This is a genomic window from Sphingomonas cannabina (assembly GCF_021391395.1).
GTDB lineage: Bacteria > Pseudomonadota > Alphaproteobacteria > Sphingomonadales > Sphingomonadaceae > Sphingomonas > Sphingomonas cannabina.
Genome location: NZ_CP090059.1, coordinates 3,410,734 through 3,430,075 on the forward strand (window position 1 = coordinate 3,410,734; position 19,342 = coordinate 3,430,075).

The 19,342-nt window shown below is 69.4% G+C and carries 17 protein-coding genes; 4 read left to right on the plus strand and 13 right to left on the minus strand.

From position 1 onward, the window contains the following. Positions 1–198: 198 nt before the first annotated feature. On the minus strand, positions 199–516 hold the full coding sequence (locus LZK98_RS16115) for a 2Fe-2S iron-sulfur cluster-binding protein (protein ID WP_233783543.1): 318 nt from the start codon (positions 514–516) through the stop codon (positions 199–201). Positions 517–577: 61 nt separating this feature from the next. Here LZK98_RS16115 and LZK98_RS16120 point away from each other — a divergent pair, with 61 nt between their 5' ends. Further along, complete coding sequence (locus tag LZK98_RS16120; protein WP_233783544.1) at positions 578–1,195, plus strand: DNA-3-methyladenine glycosylase family protein; 618 nt, start codon at positions 578–580, stop codon at positions 1,193–1,195. Between the two features lie 6 nt (positions 1,196–1,201). On the opposite strand, the gene LZK98_RS16125 is transcribed toward LZK98_RS16120, so the two are convergent. Beyond that, on the minus strand, positions 1,202–1,390 hold the full coding sequence (locus LZK98_RS16125; protein ID WP_233783545.1) for a hypothetical protein: 189 nt from the start codon (positions 1,388–1,390) through the stop codon (positions 1,202–1,204). A 129-nt stretch (positions 1,391–1,519) separates the two neighbouring features. Between LZK98_RS16125 and parE the strand changes: the two genes are divergently transcribed. Together parE and LZK98_RS16135 are read left to right on the plus strand one after the other, a co-directional pair. Then, positions 1,520–3,499: a DNA topoisomerase IV subunit B gene (parE, locus tag LZK98_RS16130; protein ID WP_233783546.1), complete on the plus strand. Its 1,980-nt coding sequence runs from the start codon at positions 1,520–1,522 to the stop codon at positions 3,497–3,499. Between the two features lie 74 nt (positions 3,500–3,573). Next, on the plus strand, positions 3,574–4,908 hold the full coding sequence (locus LZK98_RS16135) for a serine hydrolase (RefSeq protein WP_233783547.1): 1,335 nt from the start codon (positions 3,574–3,576) through the stop codon (positions 4,906–4,908). 14 nt (positions 4,909–4,922) lie between these two features. Here the strand turns inward: LZK98_RS16135 and LZK98_RS16140 are convergent, their stop codons facing one another. The 6 genes from LZK98_RS16140 to LZK98_RS16165 form a co-directional block, all read right to left on the minus strand. Further along, positions 4,923–6,410, minus strand: a complete 1,488-nt coding sequence (locus LZK98_RS16140; RefSeq protein WP_233783548.1) for a DUF4403 family protein — start codon at positions 6,408–6,410, stop codon at positions 4,923–4,925. A gap of 259 nt (positions 6,411–6,669) precedes the next feature. Then, positions 6,670–7,503 (minus strand): TIGR00266 family protein, encoded by an 834-nt coding sequence (locus tag LZK98_RS16145; RefSeq protein ID WP_233783549.1) that lies wholly within the window; start codon positions 7,501–7,503, stop codon positions 6,670–6,672. Positions 7,504–8,108: 605 nt separating this feature from the next. Further along, positions 8,109–8,369: a hypothetical protein gene (locus tag LZK98_RS16150; protein ID WP_233783550.1), complete on the minus strand. Its 261-nt coding sequence runs from the start codon at positions 8,367–8,369 to the stop codon at positions 8,109–8,111. Then, complete coding sequence (locus tag LZK98_RS16155) at positions 8,366–9,154, minus strand: LysR family transcriptional regulator (RefSeq protein ID WP_233783551.1); 789 nt, start codon at positions 9,152–9,154, stop codon at positions 8,366–8,368. Before LZK98_RS16155 ends, LZK98_RS16150 begins: the two co-directional genes overlap by 4 nt. Continuing rightward, positions 9,151–9,549, minus strand: a complete 399-nt coding sequence (gene apaG, locus LZK98_RS16160; RefSeq protein ID WP_233783552.1) for a Co2+/Mg2+ efflux protein ApaG — start codon at positions 9,547–9,549, stop codon at positions 9,151–9,153. The genes LZK98_RS16155 and apaG overlap by 4 nt, the downstream gene beginning before the upstream one ends. Next, positions 9,549–10,754, minus strand: a complete 1,206-nt coding sequence (locus LZK98_RS16165; RefSeq protein ID WP_233783553.1) for a trans-sulfuration enzyme family protein — start codon at positions 10,752–10,754, stop codon at positions 9,549–9,551. Before LZK98_RS16165 ends, apaG begins: the two co-directional genes overlap by 1 nt. 294 nt (positions 10,755–11,048) lie before the next feature. Here LZK98_RS16165 and LZK98_RS16170 point away from each other — a divergent pair, with 294 nt between their 5' ends. Then, complete coding sequence (locus LZK98_RS16170; protein WP_233783554.1) at positions 11,049–12,278, plus strand: phospholipid carrier-dependent glycosyltransferase; 1,230 nt, start codon at positions 11,049–11,051, stop codon at positions 12,276–12,278. Positions 12,279–12,402: 124 nt separating this feature from the next. Here LZK98_RS16170 and leuB read toward each other — a convergent pair whose 3' ends face one another. From leuB to LZK98_RS16195, 5 genes are all read right to left on the minus strand, one after another. Continuing rightward, positions 12,403–13,452 carry a 3-isopropylmalate dehydrogenase gene (leuB, locus tag LZK98_RS16175; protein WP_233783555.1) on the minus strand — a complete coding sequence of 350 codons (1,050 nt, stop codon included), beginning with the start codon at positions 13,450–13,452 and terminating at the stop codon, positions 12,403–12,405. 44 nt (positions 13,453–13,496) lie between these two features. After that, positions 13,497–14,228: a DNA repair protein RecO gene (gene recO, locus LZK98_RS16180; RefSeq protein WP_233783556.1), complete on the minus strand. Its 732-nt coding sequence runs from the start codon at positions 14,226–14,228 to the stop codon at positions 13,497–13,499. Positions 14,229–14,382: 154 nt separating this feature from the next. Continuing rightward, a complete protein-coding gene (locus tag LZK98_RS16185; protein WP_233783557.1) occupies positions 14,383–15,276 on the minus strand; it encodes a GNAT family N-acetyltransferase in 894 nt (297 codons plus the stop codon). Further along, entirely contained in the window at positions 15,273–16,226 is a 954-nt protein-coding gene (locus LZK98_RS16190) for a polysaccharide deacetylase family protein (protein WP_233783558.1), read from the minus strand. Before LZK98_RS16190 ends, LZK98_RS16185 begins: the two co-directional genes overlap by 4 nt. A gap of 228 nt (positions 16,227–16,454) precedes the next feature. Further along, on the minus strand, positions 16,455–19,253 hold the full coding sequence (locus LZK98_RS16195; RefSeq protein ID WP_233783559.1) for a DUF3857 domain-containing protein: 2,799 nt from the start codon (positions 19,251–19,253) through the stop codon (positions 16,455–16,457). Positions 19,254–19,342: the final 89 nt, after the last annotated feature.

The window sequence follows — 19,342 nt, forward strand, 5'->3', positions numbered from 1 at the left end:
ACGCGAAGGCGCGAAGAAGAAGAAAGAGAGTTTGTTCACGCAGAGGCGCGGAGAGCGCAGAGATAGGTGCCTGTCGGCAATCTCGGCCGCGTCAGTGGCCTTCTTCGGACGATAAGGTCTCGCTGACGCGAGATGATTGCCGCTGGCTAGACATCTCTGCGTCCTCTGCGCCTCTGCGTGAACCAATTAGCGGGACGGTCAGTCCTCCGCCGCAATCCTCACCCTCAGACCATCCAGCGCCACGGTGAACTCGATCTGGCATCCGAGACGCGAGGTCTCGTCGCGGTCGCTCGACGAATCGAGCAGATCATTCTCGTCCTCGCTCATCGGCGGGAGTTTGGCGGCAAATTCCGGATCGACATGGACGTGGCAGGTGGCGCACGAGCAGCAGCCGCCGCACAGCGCGAGGAGCTCGTCGAATCCGTTGTCGCGGATCACTTCCATCACCGACAGGCCGGCCTCGCCCTCGACCGCGCGCTCCTGTCCGTCGCGGGTGGTGACGATCAATGTCGGCATGGCTATCTCCTGACGTTCGCCTGTCCCATGCCGTGCACGTCAACCGAATTCAAGGAATCCCATGGGCCTATCCGCCGAACAGCTCCGCATCTCGATCGACGCGCTGGCTTCCATCGAACCGGCGTTCGCCGTCGCGCTGCAACGCGCCGGCTATCCGGAGCCCCGCATCCGCGCGCGTGGCTATGAGACGCTGCTTCGGACCATCGTCGGCCAGCAGGTGAGCGTCGCCGCGGCGCAATCGATCTGGGCTAGGATGGAAGCGACGCTCGGCGATCTCACCGATCCGGCGAACGTCGCCAAAGCCTCCGACGAGATGCTACGTGCCAGCGGCCTCTCACGGCAGAAGGCAAGCTATGCCCGCAGCCTCGCCGAGGAGGTCGCCGGCGGCCGGCTCGACCTTGCGAACCTCCCGGAGGACGACGAGGAGGCGATCGCGGCGCTGACCGGCATCAAGGGCATCGGCCGCTGGTCGGCCGAAATCTACCTGCTGTTCGCCGAGGGGAGGCCCGATGTGTGGCCCGCCGGCGACCTGGCGGTGCAGGTCGAGGTCGGGCGGCTGCTCGGCCATGCCGAACGGCCCAGCGAGAAGGCTGTGCGTGCCCTCGCCGAGCCATGGCGGCCGCACCGCGGCGCGGCCGCGATCATGGCCTGGCACCACTACAAGATCGAGGTGATCTGACGCCGCTCAGGTGAAGGGCGACGGCGGCATTGCGGGAATCGGATCGTGATCGATGCGCCAGCCGTGCTGATCCTTGATCATCCGGGCGTGGCACCCGCGGCACACCGACCGCAAGGCATCGGGATAGTGGACCGCAGCCCCGCGGCTGCGGCGATGCACGCCGAACAGGCACAAGACACGCTGCATCAGATGCATGGCCATTCTCCTCCGTACGCGACGGCAGCCCCTGGCCGATGCCGGTCCATACCACCGATCGCATTGCGATGCACATGGACGCGCGACATGGTTGCGTGAGGGAATCGCACCCTCCTATAGCTTTGTTCCATGTCCGAAGATCTGTTCGCCGCGCCCATCCCCTCCTCCAACGACTACGACGCATCGTCGATCGAGGTCCTCGAAGGGCTGGAGCCGGTCCGGCGCCGTCCGGGCATGTACATCGGCGGCACCGACGAACGCGCGCTCCACCACCTCGCGGCCGAGGTCCTCGACAATGCGATGGACGAAGCGGTGGCCGGGCACGCCACACGGATCGAAGTGACGCTGGAGCCCGGCAACCGTCTCACCATCGTCGACAATGGGAGAGGTATACCCGTCGATCCCCACCCGAAGTTCAAAGACAAGTCCGCTCTGGAGGTGATCCTCTCGACGCTCCATTCCGGCGGCAAGTTCAACGGCAAGGCCTATGCGACCTCGGGCGGCCTGCACGGCGTCGGCGTCAGCGTGGTCAACGCGCTGAGCAAGGACACGGTGATCGAGGTCGCCCGCGACCGGCAACTCTATCGCCAGAGCTTCTCGCGCGGCGTGACGCTGGGGCCGCTCGAGCATGTCGGCGGCACCCCCAACCGGCGCGGCACCAGCGTCGCCTTCACCCCCGACGACGAGATCTTCGGGCCGGAGATGCACTTCAAGCCGGCGCGGCTCTACAAGCTCGCCCGCTCCAAGGCCTATCTGTTCGCCGGCGTCGAGATCCGCTGGAAATGCGATCCCTCGATCATCACCGACGACACGCCGCCCGAGGCGGTGTTCCAGTTCCCCGGCGGCCTCGGCGACCATCTGCGCGAGCAGCTCGCCGGACGGGAGTGCGCGACCGCGGACTTCTTCGCGGGGCGGCAGGATTTCCCCGACGAGCAGGGCCGCGTCGAATGGGCGGTGGCGTGGCCCTTGTGGTCCGACGGCAGCTACAGCTGGTACTGCAACACCATTCCCACGCCCGACGGCGGTACCCATGAGCAGGGCCTGCGCCAGGCGCTCACCCGCGGCCTGCGTGCGTTCGGCGACCTCGTCGGGCAGAAGAAGGCAAAGGACATCACCGCCGACGACGTGATGACCGGATCGGAGCTGATGCTCTCGGTCTTCATCCGCGACCCGCAGTTCCAGAGCCAGACCAAGGACCGCCTCACCTCGCCCGAGGCGACCGCGCTGGTCGAGCGCGCGGTGCGCGACCATTTCGACCATTTCCTCGCCGACAACATGGAGCGCGGCCGCGCGCTGCTCGGCTACGTCCTCGAGCGGATGGACGAGCGCCTGCGCCGCAAGGCCGAGCGCGAGGTCAAGCGCAAGACCGCCACCTCGGGCCGCAAGCTCCGCCTCCCCGGCAAGCTCACCGACTGCGCCGCCGACAGCCCGGAGGGGACCGAGCTGTTCATCGTCGAGGGCGATTCGGCCGGCGGCTCGGCCAAGCAGGCGCGCGACCGCAAGACGCAGGCGATCCTGCCGATCCGGGGCAAGATCCTGAACGTCGCCTCCGCCACCTCGGCCAAGATCCTGGCCAACCAGGAGATCGCCGACCTGATCCAGGCGCTGGGCTGCGGCACGCGGAAGGACTGCGTCCCCGACAACCTGCGCTACGAGCGCATCGTCATCATGACCGACGCCGACGTCGACGGGGCGCACATCGCCACGCTGCTGATGACCTTCTTCTTCCAGGAGATGCCGGAGCTGGTACGGCGCGGGCACCTCTATCTCGCCCAGCCGCCACTTTTCCGCCTGACGGTGGGATCGAAGTCGATCTATGCCCGCGACGACGCCCACCGCGCCGAGATCGAGGCGAACGAGTTCAAGGGCAAGAAGGTCGAGGTGTCGCGCTTCAAGGGGCTGGGCGAGATGAACCCGCAGCAGCTCAAGGAAACGACGATGGACCCGGCGACGCGCCAGCTCCTCCGCATCACGCTGCCGCAGGAATATGAGGAGCGCGCCGGGGTGAAGGACCTGGTCGACCGGCTGATGGGCAACAACCCGGCGCACCGCTTCGCCTTCATCCAGGAGAACGCCGCGCGGCTGGAGGAAGAGGCGATCGACGCCTGACGCACGGCGGTCCTTGCCCTACGGAGATTTGTGTATTATTCGAGTAATACACAATCCTTGGGGGGAATGCCGTGATGCGATCCTTGCTGCTCAGCCTGCCCGCGCTCCTCCTTTGCGCGCCGGCGACCGCACAGACTGCTCCGGCGCAGGCACCGGCTGCCGTACCGGTGCAGGCGGCACCCGAATTCAGGGCGCGGGTGAACGAGCTGGCGGAGATCCTGTCCGGCAAGGGCAATTACGACGCCTATTTCGCTCCGGCCTTCCGCGCCCAGGTGCCGAAGGAGAAGTTCAATCAGATCGTCGCGCAGCTGCTCGTCGCCAACGGTCCCTATTCCGATCTCCAGCATCTCGAGGCCGCTACGCCCTGGTCGGGCACGGTCACGGTCGAATATCGCGACGCGCTGGCGACCGCCCGGATCGCGGTCGACCCGAATGCGCCGCACCAGGTCACCGGCCTGCTGATCAACGGCGTCACCGCGCGCGAGAAGACGCTCGACGAGGTCGCCGCGGCGGTGAAGGGGCTGCATGGCGCATCGGGGCTCGCGCTGGCCAGGCTCGGCGCCGGCGCGCCGCAGATGCTGGTCGAGCACAACGCCGACCGGCTGTTCGCGATCGGATCCGAGTTCAAGCTGGTGATCCTGGCCGAGCTGATCCGCGCCACCAATGCGGGCGAGCGCAAGTGGGACGACCTCGTCACCCTCGACGGCGCGCCGCTGCCCGGCGGAGGCTATGCGCAGAAGCCGGCCGGGACGCAGGTCTCGCTGCGCGAGCTCGCCACGCAGATGATCTCGGTGAGCGACAACAGCGCGACCGACGTCCTGCTGAAGGCGCTGGGCCGCGAGAAGGTGGAGGCGATGATGCCGGTGGTAGGCATCAAGGACCCGGCGCGCAACCGGCCCTTCCTGGCTACGGCCGAGCTGTTCAAGCTGAAGGGCGTCGGCGGCGGTGCGCTCGCCCGGCGCTATCTGGCGCTCGACGAGGCTGGCAGGCGCAAGCTGCTCGCAGGCGAGGTTGCCGCCACGCCGCTCAGCGCGGTCGATCCGATGCTGTTCAAGGACGGCAAGCCGGTGATGATCGATCAGCTCGAATGGTTCGAATCGCCCGCCGACCTGGTGCGCGTGATGGACTGGATCCGGCGCAATACCGAGGCACCGAAAGGTGCCGACGCGCGGGCGGTGCTCTCGAAGAACGCCGGCATCCCGCCGCTGGCTGCGGGCAAATGGCAATATGTCGGCTACAAGGGTGGTTCGGAGCCCGGCGTGATGGCGATGACGCTGCTGCTCCAGGCGCGGAACGGCGACTGGTACGTGCTGACCGGGAGCTGGAACGATCCGGCCCGCGACGTCGAGACCGGCCGCTTCGCCGGACTGATCGGCAAGGCGGCGGAACTGGCGGCACCCGCTCCCTAGCAGCGCAGCCCGGCTCATCGCGTCGCCGGACTGTACCGGATCGCCGCGGTCCCCTTCGCCCGCACCGGCAGGAACAGCCCCTGCCCGGTGACCCTGATCTCGCCGTTGCTCACATCCGAGACATTGGCCGACAGCAGGAAGTCGCCCTCGCGCCGCCCGGCGATCGCCTTGCGCGCCGCCGTCAGCACCCGCTGATAATCCGGCGCGAAATCATGCGTCAGCGATTCGCGGATCTCGGCGAGCACGCCGGGATCGAGGAACAGCTGGATCAGCATGTCCACCGCCTGCCGGTCGGTCTCTCCCGCGATGCTGAGGTCGCGCACGCGCACCACCTGCGAATTGGGCTCGTTATACGGTACGCCCCACAGCCAGACCTCGCCGTGCGTGGTGGTGAGCTCCGGCCGCGACCGCGCCCGCACCTTCGCCTTGACCCCGACCGCCAGCCGCCCGCCTTCGGTCGCATAGACGGTGACCTTGCCGAACTCGGCCTCGACCGGACCGACGCCCTTCAGCGTGATCCCCCTGGCCGCCCGCTTGACCAATGCGCGGTGCACCACCGGCTCGAGCTGGGCATAGTCCGCCAGCACCGGCACGAAGAAACGCAGCCCGCGCGGACCGAGCCGCGTCGCCGGCGGCGGCAGCGGGGTCGGCGCGGGATCGGGCGGGCGGCCGCCGACGAAGGTCTCGGTCAGCGCCTCGGCCTGGAGCGTCATCTCCAGCCGGCGGCCGGCGACGCGATAGCCGCCGAAGCCCAGCCGCTTCGGTGTCACCCGCATCCAGGCGGGCGGCTTCTCGCGGTTGAGCTCGATCGCGGTGAACGCCTGCCGCCACAGCTGCTCGATCCGTGCGCGGGCGTGGAGCTTCGCCAGCTCCTGCGGCAGGCTGCGCTCGAGGCCGGCGATCACGCCCTTGAGCTTGGCGTCGGCCTTTTCGGCGAACTTGATGCGCTGGCCGAGGAAGTCGATGCCCGGCGGCTCGGTCCAGTCATAGGCGATGTCGACCTTGGCGGTGGGCTGCCACGCGCGATCGACGGCGAGCCGCACCGTCGCGCGCACCTCGGCGGCGCCGGTCGCGGTCTCGCCCTTGAGGACGCCGCCGACGTTGCGCGCGGCGATCACCGCCGAGACCGGCAACGTCGCGATCAGCGACTGGCCCTTGCCGCTCAGCCGGATGCGTCCGCGCGTCACCTGCCCGACGATGCGGCAGCCGATGTCGGGCGTCACCTTGGCGCGGACGCCCAGCACCTTGACCCGCTTGGCGGCGACGCATTTCGGCTGGAACCTGTCGATCTGCCAGAGTTGGCGAGGAACGCGCGCGTTGAGGCCCGCTTCCAGCGCGGCGAGGTCGATCGTCAGCGGCACCACGATCGTCGAGGTCTCGCTCGGCAGGTCGGCCGGCGCCTCGACCTTGGGCGGTGCCGGGTTGCCGCCCTGCCGGCGCTCGCGCTCGCATCCGCCGAGCAGCGTCGCCGCGATCGCCGCCGCAATCCACCCTCTCCGCATCGGCGTTTCCCCTCGCCAGCAGCTACGGCACCCAGGATCAGCCGCCTCGCACGGCCGGCCGAGGGGAAGTCAAGCAAAGCAAATCCTATTAGGGAAGCGATTTTGTCGGGGCTTGCTCCCACACGTCATGCCGGACTTGTTCCGGCACCCACTCCTCCGCGAGGACGGGCGTCGAGATTCCGGCTGGAGCCTCGAAACCTGCGCTCGGCTGCCCCGTGGACCCCGGAACAAGTCCGGGGTGACGATGGGAGGGCAGATGCTAGTCGTTCCCGCCAATGAAGTCGCCGAGGCCGCCCAGGATCGACCCTTCACCGCGATTCTGCCCGCCGCGCGATCCTGCCGCCGCCAGCATCCGGCCGGCGAGGCGCGAGAAGGGCAGCGACTGCACCCACACCTTGCCGGGACCCCGCAGCCGGGCGAAGAACAGCCCCTCGCCGCCGAAGAACACGCTGCGCACGCCGCCCGCGGTCACCAGGTCGAAGTCGACGCTCGGCGTATAGGCGGCGAGGCAGCCGGTATCGACGTGCAGCTCCTGCCCCGGCGCCAGTTCGCGCTCGACGATGGTGCCGCCCATCTGCACGAACACCCAGCCGTCGCCGTCCAGCCGCTGCATGATGAAACCCTCGCCGCCGAACAGGCCGGTCATCACCCGGCGCTGAAAGGCGACGCCGATCGTCACCCCCTTGGCCGCGGCGAGGAAGCTGTCCTTCTGGCAAATGAGCGTGCCGCCGACGTCGCTGAGCTTCAGCGGCATGATCGCGCCGGGCACGGGCGAGGCGAAGGCGACGCGCGCCTTGCCGGAGCCATTGTGGGTGAAGACGGTGGTGAACAGGCTCTCGCCGGTCACCAGCCGCTTGCCGGCGCCGAGCAGCTTGCCCATGAAGCCGCCATCCTGGCCGCTGCCGTCGCCGAACACCGTGGTCATGCCGACCGCGGCGTCCTTCCACACCAGCGCGCCCGCCTCGGCGACCGCGCTCTCGCCGGGATCGAGCTCGATCTCCAGGAATTGCAGCTCCTGGCCCTTGATCTCGAAATCGATGTCGTCGGCGACGCCGCTGCTGCGCATGTGCGACCACGGGCTCGACTGAGGCATGATTCACTCTCCGCTTGAGGATTCGGCGGCGCTATAGCGGGGGCCGCGGCCGGCACCCAGAGGTCCGGCGAGTCACGGCAACCGCAGGGCCGAGGTTGACCAAAAAAGTTGACTAAATTGACTCGCGGGACATGTGCGCGAGCCAATACGGCCCCGTCGCGAGAGGGGGATGACTAAAACGCGGCGCCGACGCGACACCGGGGTCACACATGCGCGACACCGAAGCGACAGATACGCGACACGTGCGCGACGCTGACGCGACACACGAGCACCGCCGGCGCGACACATATGCGGCACCGGCGCGACAAGGGGAAATCGACAGGGTCAAAGAGCGGGCCGATGCCTACGCAGATCGGGGATCGGGCGATCCGAGCAAACGAAATCCTACATTGCAAGGGCGCAAGATCGTCGGCGTCAGGTGCCTAGACTCGGGTTCGATCAGGCTCGCACTCTCGACCCTTCTTAGGCCCCTCCCCTTCAGGGGAGGGGTTGGGGGTGGGGCCTATCCACGGGCAACCCGCTTGCGGCACTGCCCCACCCCAACCCCTCCCCTGAAGGGGAGGGGCTTGCACACCTCAACGATTCAATCTGGTCGAGCCCAAAGCCTAAAGCCTGCGCATCCGTTGCATGTGATAGCGGACGCGCCGCCATGTGCCGATCAGCATCAGGCCGAGCGCGGTGACGATCAGCGCGAGCGGCACCACCTCCGGCAGCGACGGCAGCACGCTGCCGCGCAGGATCGCCGCGAGCACGCCGAGCAGCGCGAGCGCAATGCCCGACAGGCGGGTGCCACGCGCCACCATCCGAAGCTCATGACGATAGCGCGCGAGCTCGGCCGGGTCGCCGAGGTCGGGCCGCTCGCTCACGACGCCAGCGCTTCGACCAGCGCCTTGACCTTCTTCTGCCGCCACTGCGGGAGCGGCGCCATCAGCCAATAGCCGCGCGGGACCATCCTCGGCTCGCCGACCATCACCACGCGTCCCGCCGCCAGGTCGGCGCGGGCGAGCAGCTCGGGCACGCAGGCCCGGCCCAGCCCCGCCGCCGCCGCGTCGAGCGCGAGTCCGGCGTCGGCGACCCGCACCGGCGAGGTCGCGTCCTCGCCCATGCAGCCGGGCCAGGCGATCGCGACGTCGGCGCCGCCCGAAGGCGCGGTCACCGTCACCATGCCGTCCGATTCGAGCGCCTCGCCCTCATGCTCGCCCGGTCCCTCGCCCCAGCGGATCGCGAGGTCGAGATTGGCCTGGGCGAAGTCGACCTCCTCGTCGGCGACGATCGCGAAGCGCAGCTCCGGGTCGGCGGCGGCGATCTCGGTCAGCCGGGCCATCAGCCACTTGGCGGTGAGGTCGCGCGGCGCGGCGATGGTCAGCGACTTGGACGACTGGCCCGCCTGCATCGCGCGCACCGCCTCCTCGAACTGAAGAAAGCCCTCGCGCAGCGCCGGCAGGCCCGCCTCGCCTTCCGGCGTCAGCTCCAGCCCCTTGGTGGTGCGGCGGAACAGCACGGTGCCGAGCGTATCCTCGAGCGCGCGGATCTGCTGGCCGACCGCGGCCGGGGTCACCGCCAGCTCGTCGGCCGCGCGGGTGAAGGACAGGTGCCGCGCGGCGGCGTCGAGGACGCGCAGGCCGTTGAGGGGGAGATGGGTGCGTTTCATACCCCCACCGCCGGCGCCAGCAGCGCGAACTTGGGGATGGCGACGTCGAAGCCTTCGCCGTCCTCGTCGATCATGTGATAGCTGCCCTGCATCGATCCGGTCGGCGTCGACAGCGGGCAGCCCGAGACATAGTCGTAGCTTCCCCCCGGCGCGATCACCGGCTGTTCGCCGACCACGCCCTCGCCCTCGACCGAATGGCGCGCGCCGCGGCCGTCGGTGATGATCCAGTGGCGGGTGAGGAGCTGCACCGTCCGGTCCGACGCGTTCTCGATGCGGATGTGATAGGCCCAGAACCAGCGTCCGCGCGCGGGCTCCGACTGTTCGGCTAGATAGCTCACCTGCACGCGCACCGCGATCCCGCGGGTCTCGGCGGCGTGGGCGAACAGCGCCTCCATCAGAGCCCCACGGCCCTCAACGCCTGGTCGAGATCGTCGATCAGGTCCTGCGGGTCTTCCAGCCCGACGTTCATGCGCAGCATCCCTTCGTTCACCCCCATCTCGATCCGCTTCGCCTCCTCGACGCCCGAATGGGTGGTGGAGGACGGATGCGTCATCAGCGAGCGCGAATCGCCGATATTGTTCGAGATGTCGACGAGCCGCAGCGCGTCGAGCAGGCCGTGCGCCTGGCTCCGCCCCTCGACCTCAAAGGCGAAGATCGATCCGGCCGCCTCCATCTGGCTCATCGCCAGATTGTGCTGCGGGTGGCTGGGAAGGCCCGGGTGGAGGAGCCTGGGCACGCGGTCTTCCAGGAATTTGCCGACCTTCAGCGCATTGTCGCTCTGGCGGCGGATGCGCAGGTCGAGCGTCTCCAGCCCCTTCAGCACCACCCAGGCGTTGAACGCGCTCAGCGTCGGTCCGGTGTTGCGGGTGAAGGGAAGCAGGGTGTTGGTGATGAAGTCCTCGGTGCCGCACACCGCGCCGGCGAGCACGCGGCCCTGGCCGTCCATCGCCTTGGTCGCCGAATGGGCGACCACGTCGGCGCCGAACTCGACGGGGCGCTGCAGGACCGGGCTGGCGAAGGCGTTGTCGACGACCGTGACGATGCCGCGCTCCCTGGCGAGCGCGCACACCGCCCTCAGGTCGACGATGTCCATCGTCGGGTTGGCGGGGGTCTCGAAGAACCAGACCTTGGTATTGCCCTTGGACGCGTCGACGAATGCCTGAGGGTCTCGCGCGTCGACCACCGTCGTCTCGATCCCGAAGCGCGGCAGCAGCGTGTCGGTCAGCCAGCGGCAGGAGCCGAACGCCGCGCGCCCGCCGACCAGATGGTCGCCCGCCGAGAGCTGGCAGAGCAGCGCCGCGGTCATCGCCGCCATGCCGCTCGCCATGGTGCGGCACGCCTCGGTCTTCTCGAGCAGGGCGATGCGGTGCTCGAGCATCTCGACGGTCGGGTTCTGCAGCCGCGAATAGGTCATGCCGACCTGGTCGCCGGCGAAGCGCGCGGCGGCGTCGCCTGCGCAGTCATAGGCATAGCCGGAGGTGAGGAAGATCGCCTCGCTCGTCTCGCCCCATTCCGAGCGCGCGGTGCCGCCGCGCACGGCCTGGGTGGCGGGACGCCAGTTGCGGGTGATCGATGTGTCCTGTCCGGTACGGCGCTTCATGACTGACGCTTTGGCGGAGGGGACCCCGTGGGGTCAACCTCCCCCAGGCGTCATGCCGTAACCCGCCACTTAATCTATATCTCAAGCCCCTCCCCTTCAGGGGAGGGGTTGGGGGTGGGGCGGTGCGGCAGGCTATAGTGCTTGAGGCCAGGCCCCACCCCAACCCCTCCCCTGAAGGGGAGGGGCTCGCCGGATGTCGATCTGACTTAGATCAGGGGAGTCTTGTTCCAGCCTCCGTCGGACGGCAAATACGGCGGCAAGGGGCCTGGCACCCGGCATGACGGAGAAAAGCCCATGACCGCCCGCCGCCCGTGGCTCGTTGCCCTCCTCATCGGCCTCGCCGCGCAGATCCTGTTCAGCGTCAACGTCGCCCGGCCGCACAAGCTGATGTTCGACGAGGTCCATTACGTCCCCGCCGCCCGCGCGATCCTCACGCTCGACCGGCCGATGAACACCGAGCATCCGCTGCTCGGCAAGGAGATCATCGCCGCCGGCATCGCCGTCTTCGGCGACGATTCGCTCGGCTGGCGCGCCTTCTCGACGCTCGCCGGCACCGCGACCGTGCTGGGGGTGTTCGCGATCCTGGTCCTGCTGTTCGGCAGCGTCCGCACCGCGAGCTATGGCGCCTTGTTCACCGCGCTCAACTTCACCGTGTTCATCCAGGCGCGGATCGCGATGCTCGACGGCTTCATGGCGGCGTTCGTCGTGCTCGGCATCGCCAGCCTGCTGTGGGCGATGCGTGCGCCGCCGGACAAGGTCCTGCGGCGCTGGCTGCTCGGGGCGGCGCTGCTGGGGCTCGCCACCGCGACCAAATGGGCGGCGGCGCCTTATGTCGCCTTTGCGATGGTTGCTTTCCTCTGGGTGCGCAGCATCCGGCCGCGGGCCTGGCCGGGACTCGGCAGGACCAGGGCGATCCTGTCGCTCGGGATCGTCAGCGTCGCCGTCTATTTCGTCACCTTCCTGCCCGCGCTCTTCTACGCGCACGATGCGCTGACGCCGGCCGGCATCATCCCCTTCCAGTGGCGGATGTACGAGAGCCAGACGCAGATCCTCTCCCCCCATCCCTATCAGTCGAGCTGGTGGAGCTGGCCGCTGATGTTCCGGCCGATCTGGTATCTCTACGAGCCGGTCGACGGCGCGGTGCGCGGGGTGCTGCTGATCGGCAATCCGGTGATCATGTGGGGCGGGCTGGTCGCGGTGCTGCTGCTCGCCTGGCGGTGGTGGAAGGGGTCGGCGGAGGCGGGCGCGGTCGCGCTGCTATGGGCGGCGTCGCTCGCGATCTGGGCGATCATCCCGAAGAGCCTCGGCTTCTACTATTACTACCACCTCTCCGGCATCTTCATCTGCATCGCGCTCGCCGCCGCCTGCCACATGTACGGCCGCGGATCGCGCAGCTGGTGGACGGCCGCGACCGCCGTCGCCGCGGTGGCGGCGTTCGTGCATTTCTACCCGATCATCGCCGCCGGCGCGCTGCCCGACGACCAGGGGTTCAACCGCTGGATGTGGCTCGACAGCTGGCGGTAGGACGGATCGGTCTTAAGCCCCTCCCCTTCAGGGGAGGGGTTGGGGTGGGGCCTATCTACAAGCGCCGCGCCTGCCGCACTGCCCCACCCCCAACCCCTCCCCTGAAGGGGAGGGGCTTAACGCGCTACAGCCGCGCCAGCACCGCGTCGCCCATCGCCGAGGTCGACAGCGAGCCGCCGAGATCGGCCGTGCGTGCGCCGTCGGCGATCGCCGCCGCCACCGCCGCCTCGACCCGGTCGGCTGCCTCCGGCTGCTCCAGCGAGTGCCGCAGCATCATCGCCGCCGACAGGATCGCCGCGCACGGATTGGCCTTGCCCTGCCCCGCGATGTCGGGCGCCGAGCCGTGGATCGGCTCGTAGAGGCCGCACGCGCCGCTCCATTCGCTGAGCGACGCCGACGCCAGCATCCCGATCGAGCCCGCGCACATGCTTGCCTGGTCGGACAGGATGTCGCCGAACATGTTGCCGGTGACGATCACGTCGAACTGGCCAGGCGCGCGCACCAGCTGCATCGCGGCGTTGTCGGCATACATATGGGTCAGCGCGACTTCGGGGTAGCTCGCCGCCAGCTCGTTCACCACGTCGCGCCACAGCTGCGAGGTCTCCAGCACGTTGGCCTTGTCGACCGAACAGAGCCGGCCCTTGCGCCGCTTCGCCATCTCGAAGCCGACGGTGGCGATCCGCCGCACCTCGGCCTCGTCATAGGCCATCACGTCATAGCCCTGGCGCAGCCCCTCGGCGGTGCGGCGCTGGCCCTTCTCGCCGAAATAGACGTCGCCGGTCAGCTCGCGCAGGATGACGAGATCGAGCGTGCGCACGATCTCCGGCTTCAGCGCCGATGCGTCCTCCAGGCCGGGGAAGCCCTTGGCCGGCCTCAGATTCGCGAACAGGCCGAGCGCCTTGCGCAACCCCAGGATCGCCTGCTCGGGCCGGAGCGAACGCTCGAGAGTGTCGAAGCGCGGATCTCCGACTGCGCCGAACAGCACCGCATCGGCCTGCTGCGCGAGGTCGAGCGTCGACACCGGCAGCGGATGGCCCAGCGCCTCATAGCCGGCGCCGCCGACCGGCGCCTTCTCAAAGGTGAGGTCCAGCCCGAGCGCGTCGAGCACGCGCCGCGCCTCTGCCACCACTTCCGGTCCGATCCCGTCGCCGGGCAACAATGCGATCAATGCCATCTATCTTCCCTCGGTTCGGCGCCGCATTGCCGGGCGCGAGGCGATCACGCAACCGCGCGTTTGAGCCGTTCGACCAATCGCCCCCGCGCCGCGAGCGCGTCGGCGGCGCGGCCGTGGAGCAGGTCGCGTTCGAGGAAATGGCCGGTGAGCCTGAGGCCGTCGAGGATATCGTCCCATTCCGCCGCCCCGCCGCCCTGCAGGAACGCCGGATAGCGCAGCAACCGCGCCTCGTAGCCGGCCGCCGCGGATCGGCTCACCGCCGCGCCGCTCTTGGGGCTGACATAGGCGAGGTCGTCGTTCGATCCGGTCGCCACGCAGCGGTCGAGATCGAGGCCGAAGCCGAGCTCGGCCAGCACCAGCAGCTCATAGCGGACCAGCGCGCCCGCCCAGCCGCGCGCGCCCGGCGCCGCCTCGATCGCGGCGAGCAGGCCGTCGAGTGCCTCGTAGAGCCGCGGATAGGGCTGCGCATCGGGCAGCGTCGCCGCGGTGAGCGCGGTCGCCCATTCGAGCGCGGCGGCGGCGAGCGGCTCGGCATGGAGCGGCGCGCGGCTGTGCACCAGTTCGACGGTGAGGCCGGCCAGCGTCTCCTCGGTCCGTGATCGCCATTCGCCGAGCACGAGATTGGCCGGCTGGAGGATCGGCCTCAGCTTGCGCGAATGGCCGCCACGGACATAGCCGGGCTGCACCCCGTCCGCCGGGGTCAGGCAGCGCACCACCGCCCCGTGCTCGCCATGCGCGCGGACCGAGAGGACGATGGCCTGGGTGCGGAGGTGCATGAGGGAGACATATAGGTTCCTCCCCGGCACGGGGAGGGGGACCATCGCGTAGCGATGGTGGAGGGGGCCCTCCCCAAGATCGCCTCGCTTGTGGTCGCCCCCCTCCACCACGACGCTGCGCGTCGCGGTCCCCCTCCCCGTGCCGGGGAGGATCTTAGCCCCGTCGCAGCCGCTTCACCCGATCCTGCAAACCGATCCGCCCCACCGCCTGCTTCGCCAACGCCACCGCCCGGTCGAAACCCGCCAGCGCCGCCACCACCGCGCGGTTGGCCGCGGTCGGCCGGAGCAGCAGCAGGTCGACGCACTCGATGCCGCCCGTCGCCATGCTGCGCTTGTGCTGCCCCTCGCCTTCGGTGAAATCGAACCGGCTGAATCCGCCTTCCGCGAACAGGTCGCGCATCGCCTCGAGCTGCAGCACCGTGCCGGGCGACAGGTCGTTGCAGGCCGGGTCGTGCCCGACGTACTCGTAGATCACCGTTCCCGCCTGCACCGGGCAATAGAGATAGGCGACGGGCCGCTCCTCCACGAACAGCAGCCACGCCCGCACCGCGCCCGCCGCCGCCTGTGCCAACATCCCGGCGACGAACTCGCCATCGTCCGGCAGGCCCATGCCGAGCAGCCGCTCCTGATAGGTCTTTTCGGCGATGCCGCGCGCGGCGGCGTGGAATGCCTCCAATTCCTCGGGCGTGCGATAGGCGCGCACGTCGGGGGTGCCGATCCGCTTGAGCTTGCGCTTGAAGCCGGAGCGCGTGTTGCCGGAGAGGCCCGCCCACCACGCGCCGAAGCCGGCGGCGAGATCGGCGTAGTAGCGGGTATAGCGCTGCCGCACGAAAGCGACCATGCCGCCCGCCGCGAGTTCCGGCACCAGCGCAGCCGGCAGCGAGGTCACGAAATAGCCGTCGCCATCCTCCACCGGTGGCAGCGGCGGCACGCGCCCCGACAGCGCGTCGTCGAGCGACAGCGGCACGCGCCGGAGCTTGCGCCGCACCGACAGCAGCGTCCGCGCACCGATCTGGAACCGGAGCGGCAGCGATGCGGCGGCGGTCATGCCGCGCGCTCCTCGACCAGGTTCGACCAGAGCTGCTCGGCCTGCCGCCAGCCGGTGCGCAGCAGGCTGGCGCCGAGCGGGACGTCCCCTTGCCTCAGCGCCAGCGCGGGCCGTTCCGCGAAATGGGCGGTCGGCAGCGTGTCGCGCCGGGCCGAGAGCAGCCGGCACAGCGCCTCGAACCGCGCGACGTGCACGCGGTTGGGCCGCGTCCCCGCCCGGTTGGCGAGCTCGAAGCTGTGGCCGACGATCGTCACCGCCGCGTGGCGCTCGCGCGCGGCATGGTCGAGCGCGGCGCGCATCTCGCCGGCCGACAGCGCGCAGATTTGGAAATGGCGGAGCCGGCCGGCACGATCCTCGATCACCGTCACCGGGACTTCGACGATCCCGCGATGCACGATCGGCGCGATCTGCGCACGCGGCAAGCCGATCGCGCTAGGCCAGGGATGCTCGCAGCCGTTGTGGCTGCTGTCATAGGCGAATCCCAGCGACGCGAGCGCTGCCAGCGTGTCGTCGTTGGCGGCATAGCTGCCGGCGCGGAAGGCGACCGGCACCGGCGCGCCCGCTTCGACCAGCAGGCTGCGGGCTCGGTCGATCATGGCCCGCTGCTCGATCGCGGAGAGATCGGTGAGCTCGAACCGCCCATGGACCGCCCGATCCTTCGCATTGGCGCCGGCCCAATTGGGATGGAGATGAAGCTGCACCTCCTGCCCCGCCGCCAGGATCGCCTCCACAACCGGCCGGATCGCATCGATCCCGTGCACCAGCGCCGGCATCGGATCGACGAAGAAGGTCGCCTTCAGTCCATGCGCCGCCAGCCGATCGAGCTGCCAGCCGATGCCGACGCCCGCCGGCTCCAGCGACCGCGCCGCCATCGCGGCCACGTCGAGCCCGGCGGCGTGATGCCCCCATTTGAGCTCGGTATCGATCGTCAGGAAAACCGGCGTCACCATCGCGCCGCCCTAGCCGCATGGGAGTGAAGGAAGCGGTAACGCGCCGGATGAGGTGGGGTAGCGGAAATCCCGATCCTCCCCCGCCAGGGGGAGGTGGCAGTCCCCGCGAAAGCGGGGATTGACGGAGGGGGAGGACGGCGACCCGCTATCGGCGTGCTTCCTCCCCCTCCGTCACGCTTTGCGTGCCACCTCCCCCTGGCGAGGGAGGATTGGAAGGGTCCGCTTCGCCTAATTCGTGATCCCGTATTTGCGATAGTCGCGGTCGATCTGCGGCGAGATGAGGCGCGCGCCAGTCAGGTCTTCCGCCGCCTGCGCCGTGTGGCCGAGCTGCTTGTTCACCACCGAGCGCATGAACAGGCTGGCGGCCTGCGCCGGCGCCACGTCGAGCGCGGCGTTGAGGTCGGCGAGCGCGTCGTCCAGCCGCCCCATGCGGAAATAGACCAGTGCCCGGCTGTCGAGTATTCCCGCCGGCCCCTCTGCAAGCTCGATCGCCTTGGTGCAGTCCTTGAGCGCGGTGTCGAGCGCCAGGTTGCGCGTGCCCTTGAGCCAGCAGCGCTCGTTGAGCAGCGTCGGGTCGCCCGGACGCTCGGCGAGCGCGGCGTCGAGCGTCGCGATCGCCTCCGCCGCGGCGCCGGTGTCCGCCTGCACCTCGGCCTTGGCGGCGATGACCTGGAACCGTTCCTTGCCGCCCTGATCGATCCGCTCCTGAAGCAGCTTGAGCGCCACCGCCCCGTCCCCGCCGTCGGCCTTGAGCGAGGCCAGGCTGTTCAGCGCGGCGGTCGAGGACGGATCGAGCGAGCGCGCAGTCTCTATGTCCGCCAGCGCCTTCGCATTCTCTCCGATCGCACGATAGAGGCCGGCGCGGCGCAGATAAATGTCGATCGTCGGCTCGATCTCGATCACCTTGCCGAGATCGGCGATCGCGCCGCGATAGTCGTAGGTGCCGGCGCGGAAGCTCGCGCGGCTCTCGTAACCGGTCGCCTCCTTGGGATCGGCGGCGATCGCCTGTGCGAACATCGCTTCGATCGGCTTGAAGCGGCCGTCCTTCTGCGCCGCCAGCACCTGTTTCCAGCGCGGCGGCATCTCGGCGGGGGCGACCAGGCGGAGAAGGCGGCTCTTGGCCAGCGCCAGCCGCGCGCGCACCGCGGCGACCTCGGCCGGCGCGATCTCGGTGCCGAGATTGTCGATCCGGTCCTCGACGGTGACGACGCCGTTCGCCAGGCTGCTGGTGCGGGAGACCATGCTGCCGGCCAATGGCCCCGACAGCGTCTGGTCGCCCTCGAAACTGTAACCTGCGCCGCCGTCCGGCAGGCGCACAGTGGTGCGGTAGAGCAGGCTCGCCGGTCCGGCGGTCGCGACCGGGATGTCGCGCCACGCCGGGCGGGCTCGATCGGGCTCGAACTCCAGGCCATTCACGACGCGGTCGAGGTCGAGCCGGTAGCGCTTCTGCTCTCGCGACCACCAGGTCGTGACCAGGCCGGACGCGGTGACCACAACCGCCCCCGCGGCCGCATCATAGCGGATCGCACTATCGCCGATCTGGGTGTCGCCGAGATAGCTGCTGATCGCGCTGCGGATCAGGTCGCGCTTCTGCTCGGGCTTGGCCTGGCTGGCGGCGTCGTTCAGCGCCGTCGCCATCGGCCCGCGCATCGTCACCGTCGCCTTGAACAGCATCGGCAGGTCGAGGCCGGCGCTCTGGTCGAAATCGATCGCGACGGCGATATCGGGCCGGGCATTGGCATGGATCGGCAACGGCATCAGCTCCGCACCGCCAAGCCGGAGCGGAAGCACGGTGCGGAACGGCGGCGTGTCGCCGATATCGGCGAGCCGCGCACCCGCGCCGGTACCGTCGAGCCACAGCGATCGCCCGCCGATCGCGGCGCGCACCAGCACATGATCGAAGGCGCCCGCCGTCGGCAGCCGCTCGCTCACCACGCCGCCGAGCTGCACGCTCGCCAGCACCGGCTCCGCCTCGATGTCCATCGCGTGGAGCAGCGCGAGCAGCAGCAGCGTCTTGGCCTTGCAGTCGCCGTATTTGAGCTGCCAGGTGTCGGCCGGCTTCTGGGGCACATAATTGCCACCGTTCATGCTGACTGCGAGATAGCGGACCTTGTCCTGCGCCAGCTCGAGCGCACGCTGCGCGCGCTTCAGCGGATCGGTCTCGGCCGCCTTGATCCGGTCGACCTCGGCGGCGAGCGGATCACCGGGCTTGATCAGCCCTTCGGTCGCATAGAGCGGCGCCATCGTCCGCGAAACCTCCGCCCAGTCGGCGAAGTCGCCGACGTCGAGCAGCGGCGTCTTCAGGAAGCGCGGCGGGGCGTCGCTCGGCTGATCCTCCGGCTTGGATAGCGGCAGAGCGAGGACGAGCTCACGTTGGTCGCCGACCGTCTTCACCACCGGCTTGGCGGTGTCGGTATAGGCGCGCCATTGCACCTTGTTCCCTGTCGGCCACAACAGGCGCACGCGTCCGAAGCCGACCGGCACCGGCTCGGCCAGCAGCGGGATAATGCTCTGCAACCGCCCTTTGAGCGCCGGGTCGGCCCGGGTGATCGAGAAGCTGACGCGCAGCACGTCGCCGATCTGGAGCCCCTGGACAGGTAGGGTCGCCGTGAGCGATCCGGTGAGCTGGAGCTGCTCGAGCCCCTCTTCGCGGCGCAGCACCTGGAACGGCTCGCCGCCCTTCACCAGGTCGATATGCTCGCTGCCGCGGATGATCTCGGCGCGGTGGATGATGAGGTCGCCCTTGTCCGGCATCCACGGCAGCTTCACGGTGCCGATCTGCGTCAATATCTGGGACGAGCTGGCCCGCATGGCGAGATCGGCATAGCCCCAGACGGTGCCGTCCTTCAGCAACTGCTGGGCGTCGGCGATCACCATCACCGGTCCGTCGGCGCCGAGCTTGGCCGGATCGATCGGCGGCGCCGGCGTCACCCAGGCGGGCGCCGGTCCGTAGAGCGGCTTGTCGCCGGCATGAGCACTACCCGCCGCACACAGCAGAGCCGTGGCCAGCGCAACGCGCGAAAGCATGAAGAACCCCCGTTCCAAAAACGGGTCATCGTAACGCGCGGCATCGGCAGCGCCAAGCGGGCGCGAGAATGCCGTCAGTCCCGATCCAA